The organism is Leclercia sp. S52, assembly GCF_039727615.1.
Lineage (GTDB): Bacteria > Pseudomonadota > Gammaproteobacteria > Enterobacterales > Enterobacteriaceae > Enterobacter > Enterobacter adecarboxylatus_B.
On record NZ_CP152474.1, the window covers coordinates 1,845,056 to 1,863,745 of the forward strand.

Sequence of the window (18,690 nt, forward strand, 5' to 3'; positions counted from 1 at the left end):
TCATGTCCGTTGAATGGTTTCAGTGCTGTAACCTGTTGTTAACTAAAGGTTATTTTCATAACTTTTAGTTAACAATTGGTTAATAATTTAGGGGGTCACGTTGACTACGCCATTGAAAAAGATAGTGATTGTGGGTGGTGGTGCCGGCGGTCTGGAGCTGGCGACGCAGCTGGGGAAGAAGCTTGGGCGCGGTAAAAAAGCCAAAGTTACGCTCGTCGATCGCAATCACAGCCACCTGTGGAAACCGCTGCTGCACGAAGTGGCGACCGGTTCTCTGGATGAGGGCGTTGACGCGCTGAGCTATCTGGCGCATGCGCGCAATCACGGCTTCCAGTTCCAGCTGGGCTCGGTGATGGATATCAACCGTGAAAGCAAAACCATTACCCTGGCCGAGCTGCGCGATGAGAAGGGCGAACTGCTGGTGCCGGAGCGCAAGCTGGCGTATGACACGCTGGTGATGGCGCTGGGCAGCACCTCCAACGACTTCAACACCCCGGGCGTGAAAGAGAACTGCATCTTCCTCGACAACCCGCATCAGGCGCGTCGTTTCCATCAGGAGATGCTGAACCTGTTCCTGAAGTATTCCAATAACCTCGGCGCAAGCGGCAAGGTGAACATCGCCATCGTTGGCGGCGGCGCGACCGGCGTTGAGCTCTCTGCAGAGCTGCACAATGCGGTGAAACAGCTGCACAGCTACGGCTATAAAGGGCTCACTAACGAGGCGTTGAACGTCACCCTGGTGGAAGCGGGCGAGCGTATTCTGCCTGCGCTGCCGCCGCGTATCTCTGGTGCAGCCCACAGCGAGCTGACCAAGATGGGCGTGCGCGTGCTGACCCAAACCATGGTGACCAGCGCCGATGAGCATGGCCTGAACACCAAAGATGGCGAACACATCAAAGCCGATCTGATGGTCTGGGCGGCGGGCATCAAAGCGCCTGATTTCATGAAAGAGATCGGCGGTCTGGAAACCAACCGCATTAACCAGCTGGTAGTGGAGCCGACGTTGCAAACCACCCGCGACCCGGACATTTACGCTATTGGCGACTGTGCCTCCTGTGCTCGCCCGGAAGGCGGTTTTGTGCCACCGCGCGCTCAGGCCGCTCACCAGATGGCCAGCCTGGCGCTGCATAACATTCTGGCGCAGGCAAAAGGCAAAACCCTGAAGAACTACGTCTATAAAGACCACGGTTCCCTGGTGTCGCTCTCTAACTTCTCCACCGTCGGCAGCCTGATGGGTAACCTGATGCGCGGCTCGATGATGGTAGAAGGGCGCATCGCGCGCTTCGTCTATATCTCGCTGTACCGTATGCACCAGGTTGCGCTGCACGGTTACTTCAAAACCGGGCTGATGATGCTGGTGGGCAGCATCAACCGCGTGATCCGACCGCGACTGAAACTGCACTAAATCCCTTGCCCCTCCGCACTGGCCGGAGGGGCTTTTTTTAGCATATCACACTGCTAATTACCCCTCACAGGCCTAAGAGTTCTCCTAATCACGCTGTTTTCCCGCTTCTTCCCACATTTTTGCTCCCTTATCTGATTTGCTAATGACCCGCTTTGGTTGCAGAATTGTTACCAATAGCAATAAAAAGGAGGTTGTCCCATGAATAAATCCATGGTGGCAGGTATAGGGATTGGCGTGGTTGCCGCGTTAGGCGTGGCGGCAGTTGCCAGTCTTAATGTCTTTGAACGTGGCCCACAATATGCGCAGGTCGTTTCGGCGACACCGATTAAAGAGACGGTAAAAACCCCGCGCCAGGAGTGCCGCAACGTGACGGTGACGCATCGTCGTCCGGTGCAGGATGAAAACCGCATTGCCGGTTCCGTGCTGGGTGCGGTGGCGGGCGGCGTGATTGGTCACCAGTTTGGTGGCGGACGCGGTAAAGATGTCGCAACGGTCGTGGGCGCGCTTGGCGGCGGTTATGCCGGCAACCAGGCTCAGGGAGCCCTGCAGGAGCGCGACACCTACACCACGACGCAGCAGCGTTGTAAGACGGTGTATGACAAATCAGAAAAGATGCTCGGCTACGATGTAACCTACAAAATTGGCGATCAGCAGGGCAAGATCCGCATGGATAAAGATCCCGGCACGCAAATTCCGCTTAACGGTGATGGTCAGCTGGTACTGAATAACAAAGCATAAAAAAATCTGTTCTCTGCATTTAGCTCCCCATTCGCTCAGGCTGGGGAGCTTTTTTTTGTCCATAAAAAAAGACCTTAACGCCTGCGGGAATTGCCGCGGCAATAAGGCCTTTCTTAGGGATACAGCAGGGTACCAGTGGTTACAGGTCAAATTCGTGATACTGGCGCAGCAACATAAATCCTGTTATCAGTACGGAAAGAAAAGCAAATAAAACTGACCCACCACATAAGACCCAGAGACCGAATAACAATGTAATGACTATTAACACCTTAAAAAATGGTAATAGCAAAATCATTTTATTCTCCTTCTGAATGTGAATAGCCAGAACAGCTCCGTTATGACCCATGCGCCTAATCATTAGCACATCAATAATCACCCGTTAAGGATAGCAAGCGGCAGAGATACGGTGATAGATTTTACCTATCTTTAAACGGATTTGTCTGAAAGTGGGGCAGGAGCAGGGCGGCAGGCCGCCCTGCAGATCAGGCTTTCAGGAGTTCAGGCCACAGGCGCAGGGTGATCTGCGTGATGGTCTGGAGTTTTTCCAGGCTGGCACCTTCCCGGGCGCTGATGGACATCCCCTGCAATATGCAGCTCAGATACTGGGCCAGTTTGTGCGGATCGCAGTGGGCGGGGATCTCGTCGCGCAGCTGGCGCTGCTGTAAAAATCGGCACAGCGTCTCTTCCTGCATCGCGTGGCGAGACTTGACCGTATGGGCAATCTCTTCTGACGACGCCGCCAGCGTCGCTGACGTGTTAATCATAAAACAGCCCGCGGGCGTATCTTTGCTGGTAAAGCAGGTCGCCACCGCGGTGAAGTAGTCCCTCAGGGCGTCTTCGACACGCTTTTCCTCACAGAACAGTTGCGCTTCATGGCGAGCGGCGAAACGGCTGATATAGCGATCCAGCACCGCACGGAACAGCCCCTCTTTATTGGTAAATTCTGCATACAGCGTAGGTGCTTTGGCTCCCGTCGCAGCGACGAGGTCGGCCAGCGATGTTGCTTCATACCCATGCTGCCAGAACAGCGTCATGGCCTTATCCAGCGCCGCTTCCCTGTCGAACACTTTTGGTCGGCCACGGCTTTTCTTCGCGCAACTCGTGTCATCGGTTGTCATGAGCCGTTGTACCTCAGTTGGTTTGTTGAATGACCATTATAAAAATAATCCCTTCTTGCAGCCAGCGCTGAATTCATAAAATTAATTTCATCATATCAATATGAATTTAAACGCTTTTAATTTTATTTTAACGATCGTTATAAAAATAATTTGACCGTGATGCAGATCACATTTATCATTTAGTTATCGATCGTTAAGTTAATGCTTGCGACCTCCCCAACACTTGCATAAGGTTCATAACATGAAAAACGTAAAAACACTGATCGCCGCTGCCGTACTAAGCTCACTCTCTTTTACCAGCTTCGCCGCTGTGCAGGTCCAGTCTACCCCTGCAGATCAACAAAAAAGTGGGTACCATCTCTGCTAACGCCGGGACTAACCTGGGCTCACTGGAAAGCCAGTTAGCACAAAAAGCGGATGAAATGGGTGCTAAATCTTACCGTATCACCTCCGTTACCGGCCCGAACAATCTGCACGGTACTGCGGTGATCTACAAATAAGCATGGCTTAACCCTCATTAATGCCACTGCGAAAAAAACGCCCTGCAAATGCAGGGCGTTTTTTTATAGCGCCTGAGTTTCCGGATGTCGGGTCACATCCACCGGCATCCCCGAGCGCGCTTCCATCGCACGCTCCATTACCCTTTCGTCTGAGCTGGCTTTGAAACCCTGCTGGGCGGCATTCAACACAATTGGCAGGGTCTGAGGATCGTCATTCAGCTGCTTCGACAGCGGTTGATGCACCTCCACCAGCCGCACGCCGCCAGGCTCTTCTGACACCTTGATCGGCGTATTCATGATATTCACTTTGGTGCCAGGCTGGATGACGCGGAAAAGCGTCTCGATGTCATTATCCCGCAGGCGAATGCAGCCGGAACTCACGCGCATGCCAATACCGAAATCGGCGTTGGTACCGTGCAGCAGATAGACACCACCGTAGGCCGCAAGGCGGATCGCATGATGCCCCATTGGGTTTTCCGGCCCGGCAGGCACGACCGCAGGCAGATCGATGCCCTGGGCTTTATAGCGAGCGCGGATATTAGCGGTCGGGGTCCAGGTGGGGTTGGCGCGTTTGTCCGACACCGTGGTCACCATGGTTGGCGTCAGGGTGTCGCCCCCCAGCTGGCCAATGCCGATCGGGTAGACCGTAACCTCATTTTTACCCGGCGGGTAATAGTAGAGACGCAGTTCGGCAAGGTTAATCACAATACCTTCCCGTGGCGCATCGGGGAGCAGGGTCTGCAGCGGGATGGTCAGCACACTGCCTGCGCGGGGTACATAAGGGTCCACGCCGGGGTTAGCCTGCAGCAGCGCCAGAAAGCCGACGTTATATTTTTTGGCAATCGCTTCCAGCGAGCCGCCGTCATTTTCCACCACATGAAAGCGGTTCTCGCCCACAAGACGGCTACCCGCCGGGGGCAGGGGCCAGGTATTGGCCTGTGCGGGCAGGGCAAGCGCCAGGGTCGAGAGCAGCGCAACTACCGATATCCAACGGGTAAAACGCGAAGTCGTCATCATCACCAGAATCCATAGCAATAAAGATTATTAATATTTGAAAGTTAATTGATAATTATGGCGAATGGACGTGTCGGGAAATCCAGGCGGATTGCAAAGAGTTGTAAATTGCACGGGGAAATGAGGCCGGGCGATGGCAGGATCGCCCGGCAAGGGGTCAGGCGACGGCGTTCTCTTCCAGCTGGCGCATAAAGTTGCGCACCCACTCCATGCGGATTTTTCGTTCCGCCAGATCCTGAGTGAATTTCAGACGCGTCGGGCCGTCCAGGCGGTAGTGCTGAGGCTGCTTCTGCAGCAGGCCAATCAGCCACATCGGGTCGACATGGTTCTTCTCGGCAAACTCAATCATGCCGCCTTTGTCATTCCCCTCCAGCTTGCGGATCCCCAGCTTCTGCGCCTGCTGGCGTAAGCGGGCGATATCCAGCAGGTTGCGCGCCGCATCCGGCAATAAACCAAAGCGGTCAATCAGCTCCACTTTGATTTCATCCAGACTGGCTTCGTCTTTGGCGCTGGCAATGCGTTTATAGAACGACAGACGGGTATTCACGTCCGGGATAAAGTCATCCGGCAGCAGGGCCGGCATCCGCAGTTCCACCTCCGTTTGCTGGCTGGTGAGATCTTCCAGCGACGGCTCGCGCCCTGCCTTCAGGGCATCGACGGCGTTTTCCAGCAGCTCCATATACAGCTGGAACCCGATGGTCTCCATCGATCCGCTCTGATCTTCACCCAGCAGCTCGCCCGCGCCGCGGATCTCGAGGTCGTGAGTCGCCAGCGCAAAGCCGGCACCCAGATCTTCCAGCGAGGCGATGGCTTCGAGACGTTTTTGCGCATCGGTGGTCATCGCTTTCGGATGCGGGGTCATCAGCCAGGCATAGGCCTGATGGTGGGAACGCCCGACGCGACCGCGCAGCTGGTGAAGCTGGGCCAGGCCGAAGTGATCCGCCCGCTCAATAATGATGGTATTGGCGGTAGGAATATCGATCCCGGTTTCAATGATGGTGGTGCAGACCAGCACGTTAAACCGCTGGTGGTGGAAGTCGTTCATTACCCGTTCCAGCTCGCGCTCGCGCATCTGCCCGTGGCCGATGGCGATCCGCGCCTCGGGCACCAGCTCCGCCAGCCGGTCGGCCGCTTTCTGAATATTCTCCACGTCGTTGTAGAGATAATAGACCTGGCCGCCGCGCAGGACTTCACGCAGGATCGCCTCGCGCACCACCAGGTTATCGTATTCACGGACAAAGGTTTTCACCGCCAGACGACGGGCCGGTGGGGTAGCGATAATCGACAGATCGCGCATGCCGCTCATCGCCATGTTTAACGTACGCGGAATAGGCGTGGCGGTGAGGGTCAGGATATCGACATCGGCGCGCATCGCTTTGATCCGCTCTTTGTGGCGCACGCCAAAACGGTGCTCTTCGTCAACGATCAACAGCCCCAGGTCTTTCCACTTCACGTCGCTCTGCAGCAGCTTGTGGGTGCCGATCAGAATGTCGATTTTGCCCTCGCTGGCCTGCTCCAGGATCTGCGCCTGCTCTTTGGCGCTGCGGAAACGGGACAGCATCTCAATGCGCACCGGCCAGTTGGCAAAGCGGTCGCGGAAGTTATCGTAGTGCTGCTGGGCCAGCAGGGTCGTCGGTACCAGCACCGCCACCTGCTTGTTGTTCTCGACCGCGAGGAAGGTGGCGCGCATCGCCACTTCGGTTTTCCCGAAGCCCACGTCGCCGCATACCAGCCGGTCCATCGCCAGCGGCTGACACATGTCGCTGAGCACGGCATTGATCGCCTGGGCCTGGTCCGGGGTGGTTTCAAACGGGAAACTGTCGCAGAACAGCTGATACTGCTCTTTGTCGTGCTTAAAGGCGTAGCCGGACTTGGCCGCGCGCTGGGCATAGATATCCAGCAGCTCTGCCGCCACGTCGCGTACCTTCTCCGCCGCTTTCTGCCGCGCCCGCGCCCAGGCGTCACCGCCGAGCTTATGCAGAGGCGCATTCTCTTCCGCGCCGCCCGCGTAGCGGCTAATCAGATGCAGGGAGGAGACCGGCACATAGAGTTTGGCGTCGTTGGCATACATCAGCATCAGGTACTCGCCCTTGATGCCGCCTGCTTCGAGGGTGGTCATTCCCGCGTATCGACCCACGCCGTGTTCGAGATGGACAATCGGCTGGCCGGGGTGCAGCTCCGCCAGGTTGCGGATCAGCGTGTCCGGGTTGATGGTGCGGCGGCTGTCCTGGCGACGGCGCGCTACGCGCTCACCCAGCAGATCGCTTTCGCAGATCAGCGCCAGATTATTGATCGTATCAATAAAGCCGTGCTCGGCGGCACCAATCATCAGATAGCGCCCGGTGCCGCTGGCCTCGTCCAGACGCAGGATCCGCTTCGGCGCCACTTTGATGCGGCTGAGCAGCTCGCCCAGCGCCTCGCGGCGGCCTTCGCTTTCGACCGAGAAGATCACCGGGCCGGTAAAGGCTTCGAGGAATTTACGCAGGTTATCCAGCGGGGATTTATTCTGCGCCTGCACGGCGAGGTCCGGCAGCGGCTGATACGCCAGATTGGTGTTGGCGGCTTTATCCGGCAGGTTTTCGGTTTTGAGCTGCATACGCGGCCAGCGTTTCAGCTCGCTGAACAGCTCGTCGGTGCGCAGCCACAGCAGCTCAGGCTCCAGCAGCGGGCGCATCGGATCCACGCCGCGATTCTCAAAGCGGGCGCGGGTTTCGCTCTCAAAACGGTTGGCGCTGGCCTCGAGATCGCCGGTATTCAGCACCAGGGTATTGGCCGGGAAGTAGCTGAACAGGGCGGGCAGCGGCTCGCTGAAGAACAGCGGCTGCCAGTATTCGATCCCCGTCGGCAGGGTGCCTTTGCTCACCTGCTGATAGATATGCTCGGCGTCGCGCTTGACCTCAAACTTATCGCGCCACTGGCTGCGGAACAGCTCGATGGCGGTTTTGTCGGTCGGAAATTCGTGCGCCGGCAGCAGGTTGATGGCCTCCACTTCCTCCAGCGTGCGCTGGGTGTCGGCGTCAAACAGGCGCAGGCTGTCGATTTCGTCATCGAAGAAATCCAGGCGATACGGCAGCGCGCTGCCCATCGGGAAGAGATCGAGCAGGGCGCCGCGGGTGGCGTATTCCCCATGTTCCATCACCTGATCCACGTGGCGATAGCCCGCGCTGTCGAGCTGGACGCGCAGGGCATCCCGCGACAGGCGCTGGCCCTTTTTCATCACCAGCGCATGCCCGTGCAGATAGCTGTGCGGGCAGACGCGCTGCATCAGGGTATTCACCGGCACAATCAGCACGCCGCGCTGCATGGTGGGTAGCTGATAGAGCGTGGAGAGACGCGAGGAGATAATCTCCTGGTGCGGGGAGAAGCTGTCGTAGGGCAGAGTCTCCCAGTCAGCCAGGCTGGTGACCAGCTGATCGGTAAACTGGCGGATCTCATCATGCAGGCGCAGGGCGTTTTGCATGTCCGGCGCGACCAGTACCACCGGTCCCTGATGGCGCTCTGCGATTTCCGCAACCAGCGTGGCGCAGGCTGCCCCGGTCAGTTCACCCAACTGGCGTTGGTCGCCCGCTTTGCCGGGCAGGGAAAAACGATATTGTTCAGGCATGGCTTTGTCAGGATCTCTTATTGGGCATATCACTGAAACACAATGTCTTTATTATCCTTGATCGTTTTACATTAGCAAACCGTAACCGCACACAGCGTGAAGAGGCCCCCGCAGGGGCGCTAGCGCGTGGCCTGAACCGGCGTCAGGCGGGCAGGCGGCGTAAAGAAGAAATCCCCGGTCAGCGCAGTGGAGAGCTTACGCGCCCCCAGCCCCACCAGGGTGCAGACCAGCAGGCTGGCAAAGGGATACAACAGCACCAGCGTCAGCTCTGCCCACACCGGCCAGGTTCCACTGTTCAGCTGGTGGATCATAAACAGGCTGACCCCCTCGATCAGAATGCGGTGGGTGGTGTAGATGGCAATGGTGTTCGAGCCAACCACGTTGAGCAGGTTGTCAGGCCCAACGGTGAAGCGCTGCTCAAGGCGATAGAACAGGGCCATGATCAGCAGGATAGACAGCAGCGACAGCGGCAGGGGAACGCCCACAAACCACAGCACGACGGAGACCACCCCGAACGCCGCCACCGCCAGCGCGTCACGGCGCCATACCCGGGCCTGCATCCACGCCATCAGCTGCACCCCGTACCAGGCGCCGAGGCTGTAATAGATCATATTGCGCACCACGCTGTTCATCCCCCACCACGGCAGCGGCAGGAAGTTGATCGCGATGCTGACCAGCGCCAGCAGCCCGATAAGCGGCAGCTTCCAGCGGCTCAGCAGTTTGCAGAGGGTGAAATAGACCACCAGGGCGTAGAGATACCACAGGCTGGTGCTGGCGGTAAGCATCCCGGTGATAAAGCCGCTCAGCGAGTCGGCATAGGCGGCGTTCGACGCGGTATTAAGATCCCGCTCCGGTGCCAGCCAGGCATTGAGATGCGTCAGCGCCTGCCACTGCAATATGCCCCACAGCGCCAGCACCCAGATAATGCTCCAGAGCCGTTTGTCGAGGCAGGTTTTCCAGTCCACCTCATCAATATAGCGCCGCACCAGATACCCCGAAATAAAGAAGAACACCGGCATGCGGAAGGGGGCGAGATAAAGATTGAACGTCACCCAGCATTTGGCGAGCAGCACCGAAAGCGGAGCGTGCAGCGCCTCAAGATGGGGATAAAAGGTGATCACCGAGTGGTAAATTACCACCAGGCAGATACACAGCCCTTTTATCTGGTTAATCCATAGTGCTTTTTGTTTCATCGCTTACCGGGTCCTGTTGTTATCGTCATCGAAAGGGGTAAGTGTGTTGAGCGGCTGGCGGGTTGTAACGGGTAAGAGTCTGTAAGCGGACGATTTTCAGAAAAACTGCAAAGAGCGCGGTAATAAAGGAGAAGGCCAGGCAGCGGTTACTGCCTTGATTTGACCTGATTTTTCGGACAATTGATTAGCAAAGCTTCGGGTATCAGTCATTTACCCTTAGCGGATTCGCTTATATACTCGTGGGTCTGCTACCAGCAAACAGACGGATTTCATGTACCAACCTGTCGCACTATTCATAGGCTTACGTTATATGCGTGGGCGCGCCGCGGACCGTTTCGGTCGCTTTGTCTCCTGGCTTTCAACCATTGGCATTACGCTTGGCGTGATGGCGCTGGTGACGGTTCTCTCCGTCATGAACGGCTTCGAGCGCGAGCTGCAAAATAACATTCTGGGGCTGATGCCGCAGGCCATTCTTTCCTCCAGCAACGGGTCGGTCAATCCGCAGCAGCTGCCAGAAAGCGCCGTTAAGCTGCAGGGCGTGAGCCGCGTGGCACCAATCACCTCCGGTGACGTGGTGCTGCAGAGCGCGCGCAGCGTGGCGGTCGGGGTAATGCTCGGTATCGACCCGGCGCAAAAAGACCCTCTCACGCCGTATCTGGTCAACGTCAAACAGAGCGATCTGGCCGCCGGCCAGTACAACGTCATTCTCGGCGAACAGCTTGCCGGCCAGCTCGGCGTCAACCGCGGCGATCAGCTGCGGGTGATGGTTCCTTCCGCCAGCCAGTTCACCCCGATGGGGCGTCTGCCAAGCCAGCGCCTGTTTAACGTCATCGGCACCTTCGCCGCTAATAGCGAAGTGGACGGCTATCAGATGCTGGTCAATATCCAGGACGCATCACGCCTGATGCGCTACCCGGCCGGAAATATCACCGGCTGGCGTCTGTGGCTCAACGAGCCATTGAAAGTCGATGTTCTGAGCCAGCAGACCCTGCCGGAAGGCACCAAATGGCAGGACTGGCGCGAACGTAAGGGCGAGCTGTTCCAGGCCGTGCGCATGGAAAAGAACATGATGGGCCTGCTGCTGAGCCTGATTGTGGCGGTCGCCGCGTTTAACATTATTACCTCGCTTGGCCTGATGGTGATGGAGAAGCAGGGCGAGGTGGCGATCCTGCAAACCCAGGGCCTCACGCCGCGGCAAATCATGGCGGTGTTTATGGTCCAGGGTGCCAGCGCCGGGATTGTCGGTGCGCTGCTGGGGGCGGTACTCGGTACCCTGCTCGCCAGCCAGCTGAACAATCTGATGCCGATCATCGGCGCGCTGCTCGACGGCGCGGCGCTGCCGGTGGCCATTGAGCCGCTGCAGGTCGTGGGTATCGCCCTGGTGGCGATGGTCATTGCCTTACTCTCCACGCTTTATCCTTCATGGCGCGCTGCCGCCACCCAACCCGCTGAGGCTTTACGTTATGAATAAGATCCTGTTGCAATGCGACAACCTGTGCAAACGCTATCAGGAAGGCACGGTGCAGACGGACGTCCTGCACAATGTCAGCTTCAACGTCGGGGAAGGGGAGATGATGGCGATCGTTGGCACCTCCGGTTCCGGGAAAAGTACCTTACTGCACCTGCTCGGCGGGCTGGATACCCCGACCTCCGGCGATGTGGTTTTCTCCGGCACGCCGTTGAGTTCAATGTCATCGAGCGCCAAAGCCGATCTGCGTAACCGCGAGCTGGGCTTTATTTATCAGTTCCACCACCTGCTGCCGGACTTTACGGCGCTGGAAAACGTGGCGATGCCGCTGCTGATTGGCAAAAAGAAACCGGCTGAAATCAACGCCCGCGCCAGCGATATGCTGAAAGCGGTCGGCCTTGGCCATCGCGGCAATCATCGTCCGTCTGAACTCTCCGGCGGCGAACGCCAGCGTGTGGCGATTGCCCGTGCGCTGGTCAACAACCCGCGCCTGGTGCTGGCGGATGAGCCGACCGGTAACCTCGACGCCCGCAACGCCGACAGCATCTTCCAGCTCATCGGGGAGCTAAACGCCTCCCAGGGCACCGCGTTTCTGGTGGTGACCCACGACCTGCAGCTGGCAAAACGTATGTCCCGCCAGCTGGAGATGCGTGATGGTCACCTGAATACCGAGCTGACGCTGATGGGAGCGGATTGATGGCTTCACCGTTATCGTTACTCATCGGCCTGCGTTTTAGCCGGGGTCGTCGTCGCGGCGGCATGGTGTCGCTGATCTCTGTTATCTCCACCATCGGCATTGCGCTGGGGGTGGCGGTGCTGATCGTCGGTCTCAGCGCCATGAACGGCTTCGAGCGTGAGCTGAACAACCGTATTCTGGCGGTGGTGCCGCACGGTGAAATTGAGCCGGTCAACCAGCCGTGGAATAACTGGAACGACGCCCTGAACAAGGTGGAAAAGGTGCAAGGCATTGCCGCCGCCGCGCCGTACATCAACTTTACCGGGCTGGTGGAGAGCGGGGCAAACCTGCGCGCCATCCAGGTGAAAGGGGTTAACCCGCGTCAGGAAGAGAAACTCAGCGCGCTGCCGCAGTTTATCCAGAAGGATGCCTGGGCCAACTTTAAAGCGGGCGATCAGCAGATTATTATCGGCAAGGGCGTGGCCGATGCGCTGAAGGTGAAGCAGGGCGACTGGGTGTCAATCATGATCCCGAATGCCAGCGCCGATCATAAGCTCCAGCAGCCGAAGCGCGTGCGTCTGCACGTGACCGGTATTCTGCAGCTCAGCGGCCAGCTGGATCACAGCTTTGCCATGGTGCCGCTGGAAGATGCGCGCCAGTATCTCGATATGGGCAGCAGCGTCACCGGGATCGCCATCAAGGTTAACGACGTCTTTAACGCCAACAAGCTGGTGCGCGACGCCGGAGAAGTGACCAACAGCTATGTCTACATCAAGAGCTGGATCGGCACTTACGGCTATATGTATCGTGATATCCAGATGATCCGCGCCATCATGTACCTGGCGATGGTGCTGGTGATCGGCGTGGCCTGCTTCAACATCGTCTCCACCCTGGTGATGGCGGTGAAAGACAAGAGCGGCGACATCGCGGTGCTGCGTACCCTCGGGGCTAAAGACGGTCTTATTCGTGCCATTTTCGTCTGGTATGGTCTGCTGGCGGGGCTATTTGGCAGCCTGTGCGGCGTGGTCATCGGCGTGGTGGTTTCGCTGCAGCTGACCCCGATTATCAACGGTCTTGAGGCCCTTATTGGCCATCAGTTCCTGTCGGGCGATATCTATTTTATTGACTTCCTGCCGTCTGAACTGCACTGGCTGGACGTTTTTTATGTGCTGGTTACAGCACTTTTACTGAGTCTGCTGGCAAGCTGGTATCCGGCGCGTCGCGCAAGCCGAATTGATCCGGCGAGGGTACTAAGTGGCCAGTAATTACGTCATGGTGTAGCGGTCGTAGGGCCGCTATATCAGAAAGAGGAATGCACTATGTATTACGGATTTGATATTGGCGGCACCAAAATTGCGCTGGGCGTATTCGATACCAACCTGAAATTGCAGTGGGAAACCCGGGTTCCCACCCCGCGCGAAAGCTACGATGAATTCTTAACCGCCATTGCCGCGCTGGTGGCCCAGGCAGATGACCGCTTCGGCGTGAAGGGCTCGGTGGGCATTGGCATTCCGGGGATGCCGGAAACCGACGACGGCACGCTGTATGCCGCCAACGTCCCTGCCGCCAGCGGTAAGCCGCTGCGCGCCGACCTGAGCAGACTCCTCGAGCGCGACGTGCGCCTCGACAACGACGCCAACTGTTTTGCCCTTTCCGAAGCCTGGGATGATGAGTTCCAGCAGTATCCGCTGGTGATGGGGTTGATCCTCGGCACCGGCGTGGGCGGCGGGATCGTCGTTGACGGGAAACCCGTCACCGGACGCAGCTATATCACTGGCGAGTTCGGCCATATTCGCCTGCCGGTGGATGCGCTGGAGGTGGTTGGGCGCGATTTCCCGCTGATCCGCTGTGGCTGCGGCCAGCACGGCTGCATCGAGAATTACCTCTCGGGGGGGCGGATTTGCGTGGCTGTATGAACACTTCTATCATCAAAAACGACAGGCGCCAGAAATCATTACGCTGTGGGAGCAGGGTGATGAACAGGCCATTGAGCACGTGGAGCGCTATCTCGATCTGCTTGCCGTGTGTCTGGGCAACATCCTGACCATTGTCGATCCTGACCTGCTGGTGATCGGCGGAGGATTATCAAACTTTACGGCCATCGCCGAGCGGTTATCCGGTCGGTTGCCGCGTCATCTGTTGCCGGTCGCCCGCGTGCCGCGCATTGAGCGCGCTCGCCATGGCGATGCCGGCGGGATGCGCGGTGCCGCGTTCCTCCATCTCACCCGTTAGTCATACGAGGTTACTATGCTGTCGCGTCGGTCACATCGACTCAGCCGTTTTCGCAAAAACAAACGCCGCTTGCGTGAACGCTTACGCCAGCGAATTTTCTTTCAGGATGGGGCACTGCCAGAATTGATGGAAAAGCCTAGAGTGTTGGTCCTGACCGGGGCGGGGATCTCCGCCGAGTCGGGCATTCGAACCTTCCGCGCCACCGACGGGTTGTGGGAAGAACATCGCGTTGAAGATGTGGCGACGCCGGAAGGTTTCGCCCGCAATCCGCAGCTGGTGCAGGCGTTCTACAACGCCCGCCGTCGTCAGCTGCAGTCGCCGGAGATTGCCCCTAACGCGGCGCATCTGGCGCTGGCCAGGCTGGAGGAGGCGCTGGGAGATCGTTTTCTGCTGGTGACGCAGAACATCGATAACCTGCACGAGCGTGCGGGTAACCAGAACGTGATCCATATGCACGGCGAACTGCTGAAGGTGCGCTGTTCCGGCAGCGGCCAGGTGTTTAACTGGACCGGCGATGTCACCCTCGATGACAAATGCCACTGCTGTCAGTTTCCGTCCCCGCTGCGTCCGCACGTGGTCTGGTTCGGCGAAATGCCGCTGGGGATGGATGAGATCTACAGCGCCCTGGCGATGGCGGATGTGTTTATCGCCATTGGCACCTCCGGGCACGTCTATCCGGCGGCGGGATTCGTCCACGAGGCGAAGCTGCACGGGGCGCACACGGTGGAGCTGAATCTGGAGCCGAGCCAGGTGGGCAGCGAGTTTGAAGAGAAAACCTACGGACTGGCCAGCGAAGTGGTGCCAGAGTTTGTGGATAAGCTTCTGAAAGGTTTGTAGAAAAAACGCCGGGCGGCACTGCGTTTGCCCGGCCTACGGTTTATGCCATTGTAGGCCCGGTAAGCGCAGCGCCACCGGGCGTTGTCGCCGGACTTAACGACCCGCTTTTAACTTCTGGTAATACTCTTCGTACAGACGGCTCGCATCGCCGACGTCGTTCTGCCACTCGCCTTTGCTGACGGTTGCCGCATCCGGATAGAGCGACTTGTCGTTCGCCACCTCCGGGCTCAGCAGTTTGCGGGCGGCCAGATTTGGCGTCGGATAGCCGATGGTCTCAGCCACCTGTTTTGCCACATCCGGGCGTAGCAGGAAGTTAATCAGCTTCAGCGCACCGTCGACATTTTTGGCGTTGGCCGGAATAGAGAGGCTGTCCATCCAGAAGATCCCGCCCTCTTCAGGCCACACCACTTCCAGCGGCGTACCGGCCTGACGCGCCACGTACGCCGAACCGTTCCACACCATCCCCACGTTGACTTCCCCTTCCATATACGGATTCGCCGGGTTATCGGAGTTGAAGGCCGCAACGTTTGGCATCAGTTTTTGCAGCTCGTGATACGCCGCTTCAATCTCTTTCGGATCGGTGGTGTTGCCGGAGTAGCCCAGTTTACGCAGCGCTACCTGGAACACTTCGCGCGCGTCGTCGGTCAGCAGCAGTCCACCTTTGTATTCCGGTTTCCACAGATCCGCCCAGCGGGTGACCGTTTTAGGATCCATGGCCTCGCTGTTGATCCCGATCGCCGTCGCCCCCCCAGATGTACGGAATGGAGTAGTCGTTGTTCGGGTCAAACGGCTTGTTGAGCATCTCCGGATCGAGGTTTGAAAAATGGGTTAGCTTCGATTTGTCGATCTTCTGGATCATTCCCTCTTTGCGCATCTTGTCGACGAAATAGGTCGACGGAACCACCAGATCGTAGGCGCCCTCTTTATAGGTCTTGAGCTTGGCATACATGGTTTCATTCGACTCGTAGGTGGAATAAATCACCTTGATGCCGGTCTCTTTGGTGAACTGCTCCAGCAGGCCAGGCGGCACATACTCGGTCCAGTTGTAGAAGTAGAGCGTTTTACTGTCGTCCGCGTGCGCAGCGCTGATACCCATTGCGAGAGCGCCTGCCGCGAGCAGGTGGCGTGACCATTTTTTCATTAATACGTCCCCTGAGATTTTGTTTTATCACGAGCAATAAGCTGGCTGGCGATCACCAGAACCAGCGATAACATCAACAGAATGGTCGCCAGCGCGTTCACCTCCGGTGAGACGCCGACTTTCACCATTGAATAGATCTTCAACGGCAGAATTTCATAGCCCGGCCCGGTGACAAACGACGAGACCACTACGTCATCCATCGACAGGGTAAAGCTCAGCAGCCATCCCGCGGCCACGGCGGGCATCGCCAGCGGCAGGATAATTTTGCGCAGGATGGTCATTTCGCTGGCACCCAGATCTTTCGCCGCTTCCAGCATCCGCACATCAAAGCCCTTCAGACGGGAGTAGACCGTCACTACCACAAACGGCAGGCAGAAGGTGATGTGCGAGAAGAGCAGCGACCAGAAGCCCAGTTGCACCCCCAGCAGCATAAACAGCACCAGCAGCGAAATAGCCATCACGATATCCGGAGACATCATCACCACAAACAGCATCCCGCTGACGAAGGGCTTGCCGCGAAAACGGTAGCGGTAGAGCGCCACCGCGGTCAGGGAGCCAATCAGGGTGGCGAAGGTGGCCGAGAAGATAGCCATCGTCAGCGAGTGCTGCGCCGCCTGCAACAGGCTGTCGTTGTTCATCAGCAGGCTGTACCACTGGGTGGTAAACCCCTGCCAGTTGATGCCAAAGCGCGAGCTGTTAAAGGAGTTAACGATCAGAATAATGATCGGAATGTAGAGATACGCATAGATGGCGGTCATAAAACCGCCGCGGAGCAGTCGACCGATCATCCGAGTTCACCCTTATTGTTAAGCAAGCGCGAGGCACGCCAGTAGACCAGCAGCATCAGGCCCATTACCAGCGTCAGGGTGATGCTGGTGGCCGAGCCGAACGGCCAGTCGCGAATGTTGAGGAACTGGCTCTTGATGACGTTGCCGATCAGCAGGTTCTTCGCGCCGCCCATCAGGTCGGAGACGTAGAACAGCCCCATCGCCGGCAGCATCACCAGCAGGCAGCCGGCAATGATCCCAGGCATAGTCAGCGGGATGATGATGCGAATAAAGGTCTGCAGCTTGCTGGCACCCAGATCTCTTGCCGCCTCCAGCAGGGGTTTATCCAGCTTCTCAATGCTGGAGTAGAGCGGCATGACCATAAACGGCAGCAGGATATAGACCAGCCCGACAATCACCGCCCCGGGGGTAAACATAATGCGGATCGGGGTGTCGATGACTCCCAGCCACAGCAGAAACGCATTCAGATAGCCCTTGGTGCTAAGAAAGATCTTCAGGCCATAAATGCGGATCAGGGAGTTGGTCCAGAAGGGCACAATCAGCAGAAACAGCAGCAGGGGGCGCACCTTCTGCGGCAGCTTTGCCAGAAACCAGGCGAAGGGATAGCCGAGGATCAGGCAGGCAAGGGTGGCTATTAGCGCCATATTGAGGGAATGGAGCAGCACCTGGAAATAGAGCGGATCGAGCAGGCGCGCGTAGTTATCCAGCGTAAAGACCAGCGAGACGAAATGGGCGTCGTAGCGGGTCAAAAAGCTGGTGGCAATGATCATCAGGTTGGGTAAAAAGACAAATAACACAAGCCAACCGACGATAGTGGCGATCACCCCATTCTGGAATCTACTTGTGTTCTTCATCAGCCAGCACAACCTCCCAGCTTTCTACCCAGTTAATAACCATTTTCTGATTGAGCGAGTGGTCGAAATCAGGATCGTCCTCGTTAAAGAACTCGCTGACGATCACCATCTTGCCGTTTTCCAGTTCAACCACCGACTCGAGGGTCATCCCTTTGTAGTTACGCTCGCGGATATAGCCGATCAACCCTTCCGCTTCGGTCTCGTCGTGGATCTCATCGACGCGCAGATCTTCCGGGCGCAGCAGAACGTTGAGCTGTTGACCAGGCTCCACGGCAAAGTTGACGAAGATGTTGCAGGCGCGGCCTTCGACATTAGCCAGCACCCGCTGGTCATCGAGGCGTTCAATAACGGTAGCACTGAAGATATTGATTTCGCCAATAAAGCTGGCGACAAACAGGTTTTTCGGCTCTTCGTAGATCTCACGCGGGGTGCCGTCCTGCTCGATTTTACCGTCGCGCATCACCACGATGCGATCTGACATGGTCAGCGCCTCTTCCTGATCGTGGGTGACAAAGACAAAGGTGATCCCGAGCTTACGCTGCAGGGCCTTTAACTCGTTCTGCATCTGCTTGCGCAGCTTGTAATCCAGTGCGGACAGGGACTCATCCAGCAGCAGCAGACGCGGCTTATTGACCACCGCGCGGGCGATGGCGACGCGCTGCTGTTGCCCACCCGACAGCTGGTGCGGCTTGCGCTGGGCGAACGCTTCGAGCTGCACCATGCGCAGGGCATCGGTGACGCGGGGCGCGATGTCACTGGCAGGGGTTTTTTGCATCCGCAGGCCAAAGGCGACGTTTTCGAAAACCGTCATATGCGGGAACAGGGCGTAGCTTTGAAAGACGGTATTGACGTGACGGTGTTCAGCAGGAACCTGAGTAATATCCTGATCTTCAAGATGAATATGGCCGTGATCGACGTTTTCCAGCCCGGCGATAAGGCGAAGCACTGTCGTTTTACCGCAGCCCGACGGGCCAAGCAGCGTAAGAAATTCGCCGTTGTTGATGGTCAAATCGAGGTCGGAAATGACGGTTTTTCCGTCAAAGCTTTTACGAATTCCGGCCAGTTGCACCAACGGTGACAGTGAAGCTGGTTGTGTATTCAATTTTTGATTCAGTCCCATAT

At 57.5% G+C, this 18,690-nt stretch carries 13 protein-coding genes and 3 pseudogenes; 8 read left to right on the top strand and 8 right to left on the bottom strand.

Features of this window, described 5'->3' with window-relative positions; genetic code table 11:
• The first annotated feature begins 100 nt into the window (after nucleotides 1–100).
• Nucleotides 101–1,405, top strand: coding sequence for an NAD(P)/FAD-dependent oxidoreductase (locus tag AAHB66_RS08770; RefSeq protein ID WP_347115909.1), 1,305 nt, complete (start codon nucleotides 101–103; stop codon nucleotides 1,403–1,405).
• 198 nt (nucleotides 1,406–1,603) lie between these two features.
• The gene (locus AAHB66_RS08775) at nucleotides 1,604–2,143 is read left to right on the top strand and encodes a glycine zipper 2TM domain-containing protein (RefSeq protein WP_032617569.1); all 540 of its coding nucleotides are present in this window, start codon (nucleotides 1,604–1,606) and stop codon (nucleotides 2,141–2,143) included.
• A gap of 482 nt (nucleotides 2,144–2,625) precedes the next feature.
• Here the strand turns inward: AAHB66_RS08775 and AAHB66_RS08780 are convergent, their stop codons facing one another.
• Nucleotides 2,626–3,261: a TetR/AcrR family transcriptional regulator gene (locus AAHB66_RS08780; RefSeq protein WP_347115910.1), complete on the bottom strand. Its 636-nt coding sequence runs from the start codon at nucleotides 3,259–3,261 to the stop codon at nucleotides 2,626–2,628.
• A gap of 241 nt (nucleotides 3,262–3,502) precedes the next feature.
• Here AAHB66_RS08780 and bhsA point away from each other — a divergent pair.
• Nucleotides 3,503–3,761: pseudogene (gene bhsA, locus AAHB66_RS08785) on the top strand (multiple stress resistance protein BhsA).
• Nucleotides 3,762–3,824: 63 nt separating this feature from the next.
• Here bhsA and AAHB66_RS08790 read toward each other — a convergent pair.
• The 3 genes from AAHB66_RS08790 to AAHB66_RS08800 all read right to left on the bottom strand — a co-directional run bounded on the left by AAHB66_RS08790 (nucleotide 3,825) and on the right by AAHB66_RS08800 (nucleotide 9,572).
• Entirely contained in the window at nucleotides 3,825–4,778 is a 954-nt protein-coding gene (locus tag AAHB66_RS08790; protein WP_347115911.1) for a L,D-transpeptidase family protein, read from the bottom strand.
• Nucleotides 4,779–4,932: 154 nt separating this feature from the next.
• On the bottom strand, nucleotides 4,933–8,379 hold the full coding sequence (gene mfd, locus AAHB66_RS08795; protein ID WP_347115912.1) for a transcription-repair coupling factor: 3,447 nt from the start codon (nucleotides 8,377–8,379) through the stop codon (nucleotides 4,933–4,935).
• A gap of 119 nt (nucleotides 8,380–8,498) precedes the next feature.
• Nucleotides 8,499–9,572, bottom strand: coding sequence for an acyltransferase family protein (locus AAHB66_RS08800; protein WP_347115913.1), 1,074 nt, complete (start codon nucleotides 9,570–9,572; stop codon nucleotides 8,499–8,501).
• A gap of 271 nt (nucleotides 9,573–9,843) precedes the next feature.
• Between AAHB66_RS08800 and lolC the strand changes: the two genes are divergently transcribed.
• The 5 genes and pseudogenes from lolC to cobB all read left to right on the top strand — a co-directional run bounded on the left by lolC (nucleotide 9,844) and on the right by cobB (nucleotide 14,785).
• Nucleotides 9,844–11,043 carry a lipoprotein-releasing ABC transporter permease subunit LolC gene (gene lolC / locus AAHB66_RS08805; RefSeq protein ID WP_347115914.1) on the top strand — a complete coding sequence of 400 codons (1,200 nt, stop codon included), beginning with the start codon at nucleotides 9,844–9,846 and terminating at the stop codon, nucleotides 11,041–11,043.
• Nucleotides 11,036–11,737 carry a lipoprotein-releasing ABC transporter ATP-binding protein LolD gene (lolD, locus tag AAHB66_RS08810; protein WP_347115915.1) on the top strand — a complete coding sequence of 234 codons (702 nt, stop codon included), beginning with the start codon at nucleotides 11,036–11,038 and terminating at the stop codon, nucleotides 11,735–11,737. Before lolC ends, lolD begins: the two co-directional genes overlap by 8 nt.
• Complete coding sequence (gene lolE, locus AAHB66_RS08815) at nucleotides 11,737–12,981, top strand: lipoprotein-releasing ABC transporter permease subunit LolE (protein WP_347115916.1); 1,245 nt, start codon at nucleotides 11,737–11,739, stop codon at nucleotides 12,979–12,981. The genes lolD and lolE overlap by 1 nt, the downstream gene beginning before the upstream one ends.
• Before the next feature lie 54 nt (nucleotides 12,982–13,035).
• Nucleotides 13,036–13,948 (top strand): annotated as a pseudogene (nagK, locus tag AAHB66_RS08820) (N-acetylglucosamine kinase).
• Nucleotides 13,949–13,963: 15 nt separating this feature from the next.
• Complete coding sequence (gene cobB, locus AAHB66_RS08825; protein ID WP_347115917.1) at nucleotides 13,964–14,785, top strand: Sir2 family NAD+-dependent deacetylase; 822 nt, start codon at nucleotides 13,964–13,966, stop codon at nucleotides 14,783–14,785.
• Between the two features lie 93 nt (nucleotides 14,786–14,878).
• Here cobB and potD read toward each other — a convergent pair.
• The 4 genes and pseudogenes from potD to potA form a co-directional block, all read right to left on the bottom strand.
• Nucleotides 14,879–15,926, bottom strand: a pseudogene (gene potD, locus AAHB66_RS08830) (spermidine/putrescine ABC transporter substrate-binding protein PotD).
• Nucleotides 15,926–16,714, bottom strand: a complete 789-nt coding sequence (potC, locus tag AAHB66_RS08835) for a spermidine/putrescine ABC transporter permease PotC (RefSeq protein WP_347115918.1) — start codon at nucleotides 16,712–16,714, stop codon at nucleotides 15,926–15,928. Before potC ends, potD begins: the two are co-directional and overlap by 1 nt.
• Nucleotides 16,711–17,568: a spermidine/putrescine ABC transporter permease PotB gene (gene potB, locus AAHB66_RS08840; protein ID WP_347115919.1), complete on the bottom strand. Its 858-nt coding sequence runs from the start codon at nucleotides 17,566–17,568 to the stop codon at nucleotides 16,711–16,713. Before potB ends, potC begins: the two co-directional genes overlap by 4 nt.
• Complete coding sequence (gene potA, locus AAHB66_RS08845; RefSeq protein ID WP_347115920.1) at nucleotides 17,552–18,688, bottom strand: spermidine/putrescine ABC transporter ATP-binding protein PotA; 1,137 nt, start codon at nucleotides 18,686–18,688, stop codon at nucleotides 17,552–17,554. The genes potB and potA overlap by 17 nt, the downstream gene beginning before the upstream one ends.
• Between the last annotated feature and the right edge of the window lie 2 nt (nucleotides 18,689–18,690).

What these genes read in the sequence shown, in the direction of transcription:
- AAHB66_RS08775 (WP_032617569.1), top strand. Translation starts at nt 1,604, where the DNA reads ATGAATAAATCCATGGTGGCAGGTATAGGGATTGGCGTGGTTGCCGCG.
- AAHB66_RS08780 (WP_347115910.1), bottom strand. Translation starts at nt 3,261, where the DNA reads ATGACAACCGATGACACGAGTTGCGCGAAGAAAAGCCGTGGCCGACCA.
- AAHB66_RS08790 (WP_347115911.1), bottom strand. Translation starts at nt 4,778, where the DNA reads ATGATGACGACTTCGCGTTTTACCCGTTGGATATCGGTAGTTGCGCTG.
- mfd (WP_347115912.1), bottom strand. Translation starts at nt 8,379, where the DNA reads ATGCCTGAACAATATCGTTTTTCCCTGCCCGGCAAAGCGGGCGACCAA.
- AAHB66_RS08800 (WP_347115913.1), bottom strand. Translation starts at nt 9,572, where the DNA reads ATGAAACAAAAAGCACTATGGATTAACCAGATAAAAGGGCTGTGTATC.
- lolC (WP_347115914.1), top strand. Translation starts at nt 9,844, where the DNA reads ATGTACCAACCTGTCGCACTATTCATAGGCTTACGTTATATGCGTGGG.
- lolD (WP_347115915.1), top strand. Translation starts at nt 11,036, where the DNA reads ATGAATAAGATCCTGTTGCAATGCGACAACCTGTGCAAACGCTATCAG.
- lolE (WP_347115916.1), top strand. Translation starts at nt 11,737, where the DNA reads ATGGCTTCACCGTTATCGTTACTCATCGGCCTGCGTTTTAGCCGGGGT.
- cobB (WP_347115917.1), top strand. Translation starts at nt 13,964, where the DNA reads ATGCTGTCGCGTCGGTCACATCGACTCAGCCGTTTTCGCAAAAACAAA.
- potC (WP_347115918.1), bottom strand. Translation starts at nt 16,714, where the DNA reads ATGATCGGTCGACTGCTCCGCGGCGGTTTTATGACCGCCATCTATGCG.
- potB (WP_347115919.1), bottom strand. Translation starts at nt 17,568, where the DNA reads ATGAAGAACACAAGTAGATTCCAGAATGGGGTGATCGCCACTATCGTC.
- potA (WP_347115920.1), bottom strand. Translation starts at nt 18,688, where the DNA reads ATGGGACTGAATCAAAAATTGAATACACAACCAGCTTCACTGTCACCG.